The sequence below is a fragment of the Anoxynatronum sibiricum genome (genome assembly GCF_039414295.1).
GTDB lineage: Bacteria > Bacillota > Clostridia > Peptostreptococcales > Tindalliaceae > Anoxynatronum > Anoxynatronum sibiricum.
Genome location: NZ_JBCITM010000021.1, coordinates 58544 through 70593, shown reverse-complemented (window position 1 = coordinate 70593; position 12050 = coordinate 58544). Strand labels below are relative to the sequence as shown.

The 12050-nt window shown below is 50.3% G+C and carries 8 protein-coding genes and 1 pseudogene; 6 read left to right on the top strand and 3 right to left on the bottom strand.

Going from position 1 to position 12050, the window contains the following annotated elements:
- Positions 1–224, top strand: a pseudogene (locus AAIG11_RS15290) (nitroreductase family protein); the annotation flags it as partial.
- Positions 225–381: 157 nt separating this feature from the next.
- A complete protein-coding gene (locus tag AAIG11_RS15285; protein ID WP_343187102.1) occupies positions 382–1197 on the top strand; it encodes a MerR family transcriptional regulator in 816 nt (271 codons plus the stop codon).
- Positions 1198–1266: 69 nt separating this feature from the next.
- On the opposite strand, the gene AAIG11_RS15280 is transcribed toward AAIG11_RS15285, so the two are convergent.
- On the bottom strand, positions 1267–3261 hold the full coding sequence (locus AAIG11_RS15280) for an FAD-dependent oxidoreductase (RefSeq protein ID WP_343187099.1): 1995 nt from the start codon (positions 3259–3261) through the stop codon (positions 1267–1269).
- A 325-nt stretch (positions 3262–3586) separates the two neighbouring features.
- Between AAIG11_RS15280 and AAIG11_RS15275 the strand changes: the two genes are divergently transcribed.
- The 3 genes from AAIG11_RS15275 to AAIG11_RS15265 all read left to right on the top strand — a co-directional run bounded on the left by AAIG11_RS15275 (position 3587) and on the right by AAIG11_RS15265 (position 7906).
- Positions 3587–4411 (top strand): MerR family transcriptional regulator, encoded by an 825-nt coding sequence (locus tag AAIG11_RS15275; protein WP_343187098.1) that lies wholly within the window; start codon positions 3587–3589, stop codon positions 4409–4411.
- 148 nt (positions 4412–4559) lie between these two features.
- Positions 4560–6533, top strand: coding sequence for an FAD-binding protein (locus AAIG11_RS15270; RefSeq protein WP_343187097.1), 1974 nt, complete (start codon positions 4560–4562; stop codon positions 6531–6533).
- Between the two features lie 431 nt (positions 6534–6964).
- The gene (locus AAIG11_RS15265) at positions 6965–7906 is read left to right on the top strand and encodes a PocR ligand-binding domain-containing protein (protein ID WP_343187096.1); all 942 of its coding nucleotides are present in this window, start codon (positions 6965–6967) and stop codon (positions 7904–7906) included.
- 15 nt (positions 7907–7921) lie between these two features.
- Here AAIG11_RS15265 and dhaK read toward each other — a convergent pair whose 3' ends face one another.
- Together dhaK and AAIG11_RS15255 are read right to left on the bottom strand one after the other, a co-directional pair.
- A complete protein-coding gene (dhaK, locus tag AAIG11_RS15260) occupies positions 7922–9676 on the bottom strand; it encodes a dihydroxyacetone kinase subunit DhaK (RefSeq protein WP_343187095.1) in 1755 nt (584 codons plus the stop codon).
- Positions 9677–9773: 97 nt separating this feature from the next.
- Positions 9774–10913, bottom strand: coding sequence for a glycerol dehydrogenase (locus AAIG11_RS15255; protein WP_343187094.1), 1140 nt, complete (start codon positions 10911–10913; stop codon positions 9774–9776).
- A 427-nt stretch (positions 10914–11340) separates the two neighbouring features.
- Between AAIG11_RS15255 and AAIG11_RS15250 the strand changes: the two genes are divergently transcribed.
- Positions 11341–12024: a GntR family transcriptional regulator gene (locus AAIG11_RS15250; protein ID WP_343187093.1), complete on the top strand. Its 684-nt coding sequence runs from the start codon at positions 11341–11343 to the stop codon at positions 12022–12024.
- Positions 12025–12050: the final 26 nt, after the last annotated feature.

Genomic DNA, 12050 nt, shown 5'->3' with positions numbered 1-12050 from the left:
CTGCAAGGGAACTGGAAATTGGAAGCGTCATGGTGGGTTTGTTTGATCCAGAAATTTTAAGAAAAGAGTTTGACATACCGGAGTTTATTGAACCAACGGCATTGATTATCTTGGGTTATCCTTCCGATGGCTTTTTGAGTGCTGATCGTCATGAGACTGAAAGAAAAGCCCTTGAGGAGACCATTATGTATGAACGTTATGGCAATGCCCATGCTGATGCTTAAGATCGCCGCCTTCATCACCACGGGCAGGAAAGATCCCACTGATGGAAGCTTGATGAGCAAAAGCTGGGAGAGGGGAATGCTGCTTGCAGAATGCGGGTGTGTTGATTGTCAGGGGTGGGCATGAGGGTGAATATGGGCATGAGAAGGGCGTGAAGTGATGAAATACAAAGTCAGTGATGTCAAGCGTATACTGAACCTGAGCAAAGATACTCTCAGGTATTTTGATAATAAACGGTTGATTTCCTCTGCAAGAGATAAAAACAATTATCGGTATTTCAAATCCCAGGATATTAATAAAATTTTTGCCTACAAGATGTACCGTTCCCTGTTATTTAACATGAAGGACGCTGAAAATCTGGTGAGTGGCCATTCGGTGGAGAACCAGCAAAGAATGCTCGAAAACCAGCTGCAGTTTATCCAGTCGGAACAGGAATATTTAAACAGGGCCAAAAGGCATCTTGAAATGCTGTCAGAAAAACTGCAGCGTTGGGAAGTGCTGAAAGAAGCATTTGAAATCGTCACCTCCCACGAATGCTATTATCACTGCAATCAAACAGGTGACCAGTTTATCGAATCGGAGGAAGTGCTTCGCAACACCCATGCCTTTTTAAATCAAATGCCAGACTTGTGGCCCGCCTTCAGCTATCAAGTGGATTGCGGAAAAAGAACAGCTGACGCTGGTGCTGGTTCTGACGCAGGGGTTAGCTTTGGATACGCCGTTTATACCGATGAAAGTCATCTTGTGGAGAATCTGACGCACTTACCGTCGGTACCATGCGTGCACACTTTTTTTACTGTAAGAGATGACTTTGAAGCAAAGCTGCAGGAAATTCTGGAAGAGGCTGAGCGGTTCTGTAGTGCCAAGGGCTATCAGATGACAGGCGGTGTCTACGGAAATATGCTTCATGAAATCATTGAAAATCAAGAAGCCAGTCAATTATTTGACGTGTATTTTCCCATTAAAAAGAAATGAAGCGTTAAGAAAAGCATATGAAAAAGGAAGGCTGCAGGGGTATGACAGCCTTCCTTTTTCGTTGTTGCACTACTGCTCGAATAAGTTAATGGTAATGTTCAAAGCGTTTTCAGCGGCTCGTGCGCCTGCCAATCGACCGGAGTTGTAGGCCCACCCCTGGGCGGCACCTTCGATTGTGTGGGCATAATGATCGGAATAAAGCCCGGCAGCGTCAGACCCTGCGGCATAAAGATTGGTAACGGTGGTGCTGTATCCTTTTTCGGGTTCATCCATGACGACTTCAAAATTGGAGTTAATGCGAATGCCGCCAACGGTGCCCAGATTGTTGACGCTCACCTTAAAGGCATAATAAGGGCCGGATGTCATGGCGTACATATGGCTGCCATCTTTTCCATACAGGGTGTCTACGCCTTTGGCGGCATCCTCGTTATATTTTTTCATTGTTTCAGCCAGCTGACGGGGATTCATATTCAGCTGTTCAGCAAGAGCTTCAAGGGTATCGGCTTTCACCACTTGGCCGGCGGCCACCATTTGATCAACCATTTCGGTAAGCTTGTTCCAGCCAAAGTCCATGGGGGTGATTTCGGGCATGGGCCCCATGGCAATTTTATCCAGCATGCCGGCGGCCCGGGCTCCTTGTGTTTCCAGCAGGTTTAAGAGCGTTTCATTATACAGAAAATAGGCATAGTTTCCCTGTGACATAACGGCGTTGCCTGACAGGGCGCGGTCATAAACGATGTCTTCGTTGGCGAATCGAACACCGCTGGCATTGATCCAGGGGATGATGGGCATGTAGGCAACAGAATTGGTTGCTTGATAGCGTTCCATGAACTCGTAGTCACCTTCAACGGCATCACCACCGGCGACAGCGAAGGTGTGGGTTACCATGGCCGATAATCCTCGTGTTGCAGCGCCGGCTTCCACAGCCATTTGAATACCGTCACCCACATTGGAGTTATACCCGGAGGCATTGACTTGAACGCCTTTTAAGGCTTCAGTTACCATGTCTGCATTACCTACGAAACCACCAGTGGCGATGACGACTGATTTGGCAGATATGTGCAGGGTGGAACCGTCTTTTGCACTGGCAATCACGCCGGTGACCTGGCGGCTGTCTGTCATCAACTGAATGGCAGGGGTTTCATAATAGATGGTGGCGCCATGATCTGCCGCTATCTTGTCCAGCATGGCTGTCAGTTGAGCAGATGTTTTGGTATGGTCATTATATTTATGATACCCATTGGTTCCTTCTGCATGGGATTGCTGAACAGCTGCTTTGGTTTTTTGAAATTCGATTCCCCGGGCTTCCATCCAGTCGGCAGTTGTATGGGAAAGTTCGAGAAATTGCTTGACCAATGTGGCATCAGCCAACCAATCCATTTCATCCATCCATTTTTCGAAGATATAATCGGTATCTACAGGTTCGTGGCCCAACGCTCTTGCCTGAGCGCTGTCTGCGGCAAAAAAGCCGCCGCCCATGGCCGTTGTGCCACCGGCAACAGCGGCTTTTTCCAGAACAATAACCTTCGCGCCATTTTCTGCGGCGGTGACTGCTGCTGATGTGCCGGCACCACCGGTGCCAATCACCACCACATCGGCTTCAAGTTCAACGATTTGGCCTTCATTTTCCCTGGCGACAGCGGTCTTTAAGGCTTCGAGGTCGCCGCCTGCTTCAACCAGTGCTTGTTCCACCGCCGTTAGAAAACCTGTTGATGTCAGGGTGGCACCGGTGATGGCATCAATACCAATGGACTGGTGATGGATAATATCATTTGTCAAGCTGTCCATGGCCACATCACCCAGACCTGCGGTTTCAGAGGATGTCAGCACAGCGATCGTTTCGATGGAGGAATCACTGACGGTGACTTCCACCTTGATGGGCCCGTTCATGCCTGGTGCTTCAGCGGTATAGGTGCCAGCATTAAAAGTAATCTCACCAGCAGGATCAATGGCATCAGTGCCGGTAGTGGCTTGATCTTGTGGAGATTCGCTTGTACCGGCACAGCCTGCCAGTGAAAAAACGAACAGCAGCACCAGTAAAGCAGCTAAGAACTTTTTCTTCATTTTTCAACACCTCCTGATTTGATAATTAAAGCATAGCTTTTGTAGTTGCTACAAAGTCAAGAAGATGTTGATAAATAATTATCAAAAATGCCAGGGCACTCAGATTTATATGGTTTAGCAGAGGCGGTGCTTTCTTTATGGTCTAATCACAGTGGCAATAGATGTGTGTCCCTGATTTACAAAAGTGAAGCCATGGGATATGATTTGGAAAGAGATGCACGGCAACAAGCAGCAAGAAGCATGGTGAGCAAGAGTCAGAATGTATGGGATGGACCTGAAAGTGCACTCTGGGAAAAGCAGGCGGAGCAGCCGGAGGAGGAACGGAATGTATCGAATCAGTCATTTTGCGAAAATGGTGGGGTTGCCCCAATCCAAAATCCGGTTCTACGAAAAAAACGGGCTGTTGGATGTGCATCGGGACGAAAATGGCTATCGCTATTTCACACCGGGAGATGCTTTTCGAATCAACGCTTTTCGCGTATTAACCCAGTACGGGTTCACTGTGGAGCAGGCCGTCGGGTTGATTGATCAGCGACAATCCAGCGAGTCTTTTATTCAGTCGCTGGAAAAGCAACGCAATCATCTGCATCATCAGATTCAGCTGATGAATAAAAGGTATGAAACGACAGACCGGGTGATTAAGCTGCTGCAGGCGGGAATGGAGAACCCCATGGTGCTGGAAGAGGTGGAAGACCATCTTTATGTGCTGGCATCTGTGGGGCTGGACTTTTCCATTTCTGATGAAACAGAAAAGGCGCTGCAGCAGCTGGCGGAGCTGCTGCCCATCACAGCTTATGCCCGCATTATTCATCGGGATGATTTATTAAGCAGCCACCCGGCAATCAACCCCAGCTATTCCCTGGCGCTGCCGGTTTCCAAGGCAGGCATGCTGGGAGAACATACCCGGGCCCACGTGCGCCGACTGACCATGGGCACCTGTGTGCGGTACTACCGGGAAAAAACCCGGCAGGAAAGCGCTCAAAAAGAATCATTTCGTGATTTGTTCAACTTCTTGGAAGAACATCAGCTTAAAGTGGTCAGCGATGTACTGCTGTTGCCTTCATTTCTCAACCTGGACGGCAAGGGCCGGGACATTGAAATTGTGTATGTGCCGGTGGCGCCGGTGCAGCTGGTTGCTTCAAAAAGATAATAATTTAACAAATGCAAACGAATATCCTTGACCTTGAACCATGTTCATAGTTTAAGATGAGGCTAAATGGGAGCTAAACGTCGACGGGCCCCGGCTAAAAAGCCAAAAGTTTAACAAACATCTTGAACGGAGGAACGAGGATATGTGGATGAAGAATAGATCTACGCTGGCGCTCTTACTTGTTATCATGATGGTGGTACTCATGCTGGCTGGCTGCGGTGCGCCGGCGACAGCACCGGCACCAGCGGAACCGGCACCTGAAGCACCAGCTTCACCAGCGGAAACACCGGCAGCAACAGATACACCTGCTTTATCCTTTACACCAGGCACTTATCAGGCTGAAGTGTATGGATACCTCTCTTATCTGACAGTTGAGACAGAGTTCTCAGACTCAGCCATCACAGCCATTCGCGTACTGAACCACGATGAAACACCTGAACTACTGGCGTTGGTGGAAGAACGCATGATTCCCGAAATCATCAACCATCAGTCGTTGGCGGTTGATGCAGTGTCTGGTGCCACCAAGTCCAGCCTGGCGGTGGTCAGTGCGGTGGGACAGTGTGTTCAGCAGGCGGGGGGCAGCACCTCAGACCTGGCAGCCCGCAAAATTCCGGTCGTTCCTGGGGCAGACGAAGTCTATGAAACCGATGTCGTGGTGGTGGGCGTGGGGGCCTCCGGCTTTATGGCGGCTCATAACGCAGCTGCCAGCGGTGCCAAAGTAATGGCGGTGGAGAAGGGGGCCAGCGTGGCAGTGAGCAACGGCGTGCGGGTTTCTGGTCCCTTTGCGGTGGATACCCCGGTGCTTCAGGCGCAGGACTCCAAGCTGACAGTGGACAAAGCCTTCTACCACATGATGGAATACAGCAAATGGGGCGTGAACGCAGACCTGATTCGACGCAGCCTGGAAGTCTCCAGTGAAGCGGTGACCCAGTTAATGGACATGGGCTATGAGTTCAGGGAAGCAGATTTCAGATTTGAAACTCCCTTTAAAAAAGAGTACGGCGGCTTCCACCTGATTCTCACACCCTTTGCAGAACGGGTCATGATCTGGGAGCAGCAGCTGGCAGAAGATCAGGTGGAAGTGCTCTATGACACCACCGGCGAAAAGCTGCTTATGGATGGTGACCAGGTGGTGGGCCTGGAAGCCACACGAAAAGACGGCACTAAAGTAACCATTCATGCCGATGCAGTGATTCTGGCCACCGGCGGCTTCATTGGCAGCAAAGATATGATTAACCAGTATCTGTCGGGAGCGCAGATCAACCCGGCAGGGGGAAGTCTCAGCACAGGCGACGGCATCAACATGGCCCTTGAAGCAGGTGCGGTGCTGGAAAAAGAGTTTGGCCTGTGCCTCAATGAATACGGCGGCACCAATTCCCGGGCCACACGCAGTGCCAAGCAGGATAAATATGACCAGAACAGTGCCTTCAGACTGGGCGTGTATGGCGGTTTGTTTGTGGATGCCCAGGGTGACCGTTTCATGAATGAAGGGATGATGGTGGATTACCCCATGTCCTTCGGCAGCGAGCCCATCACCCGCATGAGCCCCTACTATGCTGTGGTGGATCAGGCCTACATGGATGCCATGTCAACCATTGGCCTTTATGAGCACACCCGACAGAAGGGTGCGCCGGACAACTGGGTGATTGGTGAATACTACAAAGGCAAAATCATCAGCAATGTGTTTGAAGACATGGAAGAGGGCATTCAGGAGGGATGGGCCTATAAAGCCGACACCATTGAAGAGCTGGCGGCCCAGTTTGGCCTGGATCACCTGGTTGAAACCGTTGAAGCCTACAATGCTTTCTGCGAAACAGGAGCAGATGCACAGTTTGGCAAGGAAGCCATGTACCTGACTCCCATTAAGGAAGGGCCTTTCTACATTACCCAAAACCAGCCCAGCGGCTGGAGCACCATTGGCGGTGTGCGGGTGGATGCCAGCCTGCGGGCTTTAAACACCGACAACAAGGCGATTCCCGGCCTGTATGTGATCGGGGCCGATGCCGGAAGCCTCTTCGTATCCCCCTACTATGATATTCCCGGCTCTTACTACGGGCTGGCCATTGATTCTGGCGTGATTGCCGGAAAAGAAGCGGCCGCTTATTCAAAAGAAAAGCAATAAAAACTGGCAACTGCAATAGAAGCTGGTAACTGCACAAGAAAGAGGGACGGCTCAGGCCGTCCCTCTCAGACTATAGACAAAATAAGATGAAGACAAGGGATTTGGTAAAGGACAGCCTTGGAAATCTTGTCAGTGTTTTTTCGAAAAGATGAGAAAACCGCCAGCGCCTGCTGTTTGAGCGCAGCGAGTTCAGGCGCTGTTTTCGAGACTTTCGACTAAAAACACACAAGATTGGAGTCAGCTGGCCGGGCCAAAGCCCTTTGTCTTCAACCTCAGAGGGACGGCTCATGCCGTCCCTCTTTCTGCGCAAATCAGGGGCCCGCTTTTCTGCTGACATATGTGTAGAGGATGGACATTCACAAATGAATAGAGTAGGATGGTAGTAAAATACCCTGGGAAAAAGCACCAGCAGCACCAGTGGAGGTGGAGAAATGAACGAGGCATGGGAAACCTTGCACGGTACTTTGAAGCATGCTGACTTTCAACGATTTCAGGATTACCTGGCCACTTCAACGGGCTTGGCAGTGATCACCGTTGACTACAAGGGCATGCCATTAACCCGGCATAGTGGCTGCAATGATTTTTGCCGTATGCTGAGAGATTCCCCTGACTATGGCGACCGTTGTGAAAAATGCGATTCCTTTGGCGGCGTTGAGGCGGCAAGGTCGAAGGAAGCTTTTTTGTATCTGTGCCACGCCAATATTGTGGATGTTGCGGTGCCCATCATTATCAACGAGCTGTACCTGGGGGCGGTGATGGCGGGGCAGGTTCGCCTTGAAAATAATGCTGAAAGCCACGTGGTAGAGCCGGTCTATAAAATGACGGATCTGAACAGGGTTTTCAGCCAGTCCAAAGTAATGCAGGAAGCCTACCAGCGGTTGCCGGTAATGACCTATGAAAAAGTGGTGGCCACCGCAAAGATCATTGAAACCATTTGTCAGTACATGGTGAAAAGCCCCGGAGAGCAGCTGATGAAGGAGCTGACGGTGATCAATGAAATGGCGGCTTCTGATAAACCGCTGCCGGCAAGCCCGACAGAAGATTTGATTAAACCGGCACTGGCATATATTGAGCAGCATTACGATAAAAAATGCACCGTCAACGCACTGGCACACCGCTGCAATATTTCTGAAAGCTATTTCAGCCGCCTCTTTTGCAAGCAGATGGGAAAAAGCGTTCCCCAATATGTGTGCCATGTGCGTGTGAACAAAGCGAAGGTGCTTCTGCTGAACTCTCGCAGCACCATCGGTGAAATTGCCGGAGCCTGCGGATTTGAAGATGCCAGTTACTTCATCAAGGTGTTTAAGCGTGAAACAGGGGTGACCCCCGCCGTATTCAGGCTAACCATGTGGCCCAGCGCTGAAGAAGCCTGAAGCAAAATCGGTCCTTTAAGCTTTCATGCTGGCGGCAACTTCTGTAAAAATCACGCCCAGGGCAAAGGCACCGGCATCGGGATGACCAAGGCTGCGGTCGCCCACAGTACCGGCCCTGCCCATTTTGGCGGCGATTTCTTTGGTGCTTTCTGCCCCCTGAACGGCTGCAGCCGCTGATTTTTTCAAGGCTTCCAGAAGGGTGTCGGCTTCTTTCCCACTGTCTTTCAAAGCGTTGACGGCAGGTACCAGGGCGTCAATCATCGTCTTATCGCCCACCACTGCACCGCGGCCAAAGGAGCGCTCCCCGGTGGCCTGGATGGCTTCGGCGGCTGCCGCCATCATCGACGTGAAGGCCTCCAGGGTCAGGGATTTCTCATTGCCGGCAGAACGGGCGGCTCCTCTGAAGGCAGCACCCCAGAGGGGACCTGAAGCGCCGCCGCAATGCTCCATGATAATCAGTGAGCAGGCATCCAGAAAATCGCCGATGGTATGAGATGCCATCAATAACTGGGGCCACTCCTGTTGCAACTGCTTAAAGCCTTTGGCCACACTCATGCCAAAATCACCATCGCCGGCATGGGCATCCAGCTGGCAGAAGGGGACTTCATTGCGAATGATGCAGTCGCCCATCACCTGCACCATATGCTGGATATTTGCCAGCGAAATCAGCTGGTGATGAAGATGAGCATCAAGCTGAGGAAGCGCCGCAGGTTCCTGAAGGGAGGAAGACGCCTGCTTTTCAAGAACCATCAAAGGTGAAAGATCCATGGGCGACGGGGGGCCTGAAATCTGTAAAGCCGGGCTTTCGCAGGGGGCGTCCAGCAGCTCCTTCAGCTCGACATCCAGCTTCATAATGGAAATGGAGGCACCCAGCATATCAATACTGGTCATAAAGTTACCCACGAAGGTTCGGTGAACAGTGACGCCTGACGCTGTCAGCAGCCTGCAGACGGAATGATTGAACAGATACAGCTCCTGCAGGGGGGTGCTGCCGAAGCCATTGATTAAGACCACCACTTCTCCGGTGGTGATTTTCAGGGACTCAAGGAGTGCGGGCACCATTCTGGAAGCCAGCTCATCGGCGGAGATCATGGCCTCCCGTTGGATACCGGGCTCACCATGAATGCCAACACCGTATTCCATCTCATCATCACCAATCTCAAAGGTGGGTGTTCCCTTGGCAGGCACTGTACAGGAGCTGAAGGCGAAGCCCAGGCTTTTCACATGATCCACGGCTTTTTGAGCAACCCGCTTAACCTCCTGAAGACTGGCGCCTTTTCGCGCCATGGCACCGGCAGCCTTATGGACAAGAACCGTACCGGCCACTCCTCTGCGGCCCACGGTATACAGTGAATCCTGCACAGCAATATCATCATCCACCTTCACAAAATCCACTTCAATGCCGTCTTCAGCCGCCAGATGAGCGGCATTTTTAAAGTTCATGATATCGCCGCTGTAGTTTTTGATAATCAGCAGGGTGCCTTTTCTGGAAGCGGAGGCTTTGATTGCCTGGTACACCTGCACCTGAGAGGGAGACGCAAAAACGTCTCCACAAACGGCGGTATCAATGAGTCCGCTGCCAATAAAACCGGCATGGGCAGGCTCATGACCGCTGCCGCCGCCGCTGATCAGGGTCACTTTGTCCTGGTCAATGTGATTTTTTTGAATGATTTTGTATTTTTCAATGAAACGAAGCTGGGGATGAGCCATGACGATGCCTTTACACATTTCATAAACAACGTTTTCCGGCTGATTCATGATTTTTTTCATATCAGTTCTCCTATCTCGTCAAGATAAAATCAAGCATACGACAAGGGCAGCCAGTGCTGGTTAAAAAGAACCCCACTGGCTGCCAGCGAAAGCGTTTTTAGTGGTGGTGCCAGGTGGATTTCCATTGTGCGCCAAGGGCATCGGCTGTTTTAATGGCAGCGACAACGTTTTCCACTGTGACAGGAAAAGGCATGGCGTGGATGGATTCTTCAGGAATACACGCTTTTTCGGCTGCCTGATAAAGTTCATCCTCTGAAGGCGCAATCACGCCAATATCTGCCAGGCAGACAGGAAGACCAACTGACAGGCAGAAATCCAGCACTTCTTCCAGCTCTTCTGCCGGGGCATTCTCAAGCACCAGTTGAACCAGTGTACCGAAGGCCACTTTTTCGCCATGATAATACTGGTGGGTGCCTTCGAAAATGGTGAGGCCGTCGTGAATGGCATGAGCCGCTGCCAGTCCGCCGCTTTCAAAGCCGAGACCGGAAAGAAGGGAGTTGGCTTCGACGATGTTTTCCAGTGCAGGGGTTACCTGGCTAAGATCGCAGGAGAGCTTTGCCTTGACGCCGTCAGCCAAAAGGGTTTGGTAGCAAAGCTTCGCCAGTGCAAAGGCGGTGTTGGTGCCTCTGGCTGGCGGGCAGTGACCTTCCCGGTAGCCGCAAGGCAGCCCTGCGTTCACAGGGGAATAGGAGCTGCGGGTGGCTCGGGCTTCAAAATAAGTGGAGAGGGAGTCGCCCATGCCAGACACCAAAAAACGGGTGGGTGCCTGGGCAATCACTTTGGTATCCACCAGCACCACGCTGGGGCTTTGGGAAAAATAGGCATAGTCATCAAAAGCGCCTTCGGGTGTATATAAGACAGCAGAGTGGCTGGTGGGGGCATCGGTTGCTGCGATGGTGGGGCAAATAATCAGCGGCCCGCCCTGGGCAACGCACTTGGCCGTATCAATGGCTTTACCGCCGCCTAAACCAATGGTGCAGTCACAGTTGCTTTCCGCCGCCAGGGCCTGAAGCCGTGTGACTTCTTCCCGGGAGCATTCGCCGCCAAAGTTGCTCTGAACAAACTGAATGCCATAGGTCGCCTTTGTGGCATCCAGCTGTTCCTGAACACGATTCACATCATCCTCATGAGCGATGAGCAGGGCAGTGCTTCCAAATGTCTTGACAAAGTATCCCAGATTCAACAATTCGCCTTCTCCCTGCACGTACTTGCCTGGTGAAATAAATGCTTTTCTCATCTTCATCCTCCTTTAATTTTCCATGAAAGCTTAATGATGTGTTCAGCATATGAAAAATTCTGAAAAAATACATTGGTCGTATAAAGCTTCTTATGTAAATAAAACATCAAAAAAATCGCCACTGGTGGGGCGTAAAAGTTGCATGGGTGTCTTTTTTTACCATCGTGGCACCCCTAAAACAATGCCGAAAGGATGTCTGAAAAAAACGAAAAATCAGCCAATAAGGTGCTTTTAAAGGGATGACGCAGTCAAAAGAGAGCGGTTTTACGAAATCGTCGCAGCAGATGGAGAAAGCCTGTTGAGAAAGGCGGTTGCTTTTCATGGAAAAATTCAGGCGCATAAATCATATTGACAAAGGCTAAACTGCCATGGTAGCATGGTGGCAGTTAATCTTTTATCTGGCTGCAGGAAAACGGAGTGATGAAAAGTGGCGTGGAAAATTGAACAGCCAAGAAATGGCAACTCGGTGAGTGACCATGTGTACGAGGTGCTCAAGAAAAACATTGTGGCATTGAATGTGAAGCCAGGTGAGCGAATCAGTGAGAACGAAATTTCTGAGCTGCTTCAAGTCAGCAGAACTCCTGTGAGAGAAGCCTTTATCAAACTGTCAAAAGAAGACTTGGTGCACATATTGCCTCAACGAGGCACCTATATTTCCTACATCGATTTAAATGAGGTTGAAGAGGCCAGGTTTATTCGAGAAAGCCTGGAGAAGTCAGTCATCGAGCTGGCAACCAATGAGTTCTCTGAAGATGCGTTGTTTTTACTTGAGCAAAATGTGGCTTCTCAAAAAAACAAAATTGAAAAAAAGGCCTACGCTGAGTTTCTTGAAGTAGACGAAGCTTTTCATAAAACCATTTTTCAGGAATGCAACAAAATGAGAACCTGGTCGGTCATTGATCAGGTCAACAGCCAATATAAGCGCATAAGAGTGTTAAGCTTTATTGCCAATATCAACTGGGAACAAACCATTGAACAGCATCAGGGAATCATTGAGGCCATCAGAACCAAAGATACCCAAATGGCATTGGAGATCATGAGCAGGCACTTGAAAAAGCTTAATATCGAAAAAATGGAGCTAAAAAGAAAGTATCCCGAATATTTCAAGTAGCCACCCTGAACCCCTAAGGGACGTTT

Coding starts and splice junctions, on each gene's coding strand:
- AAIG11_RS15285 (WP_343187102.1), top strand. CDS start 382: ATGAAATACAAAGTCAGTGATGTCAAGCGTATACTGAACCTGAGCAAA.
- AAIG11_RS15280 (WP_343187099.1), bottom strand. CDS start 3,261: ATGAAGAAAAAGTTCTTAGCTGCTTTACTGGTGCTGCTGTTCGTTTTT.
- AAIG11_RS15275 (WP_343187098.1), top strand. CDS start 3,587: ATGTATCGAATCAGTCATTTTGCGAAAATGGTGGGGTTGCCCCAATCC.
- AAIG11_RS15270 (WP_343187097.1), top strand. CDS start 4,560: ATGAAGAATAGATCTACGCTGGCGCTCTTACTTGTTATCATGATGGTG.
- AAIG11_RS15265 (WP_343187096.1), top strand. CDS start 6,965: ATGAACGAGGCATGGGAAACCTTGCACGGTACTTTGAAGCATGCTGAC.
- dhaK (WP_343187095.1), bottom strand. CDS start 9,676: ATGAAAAAAATCATGAATCAGCCGGAAAACGTTGTTTATGAAATGTGT.
- AAIG11_RS15255 (WP_343187094.1), bottom strand. CDS start 10,913: ATGAGAAAAGCATTTATTTCACCAGGCAAGTACGTGCAGGGAGAAGGC.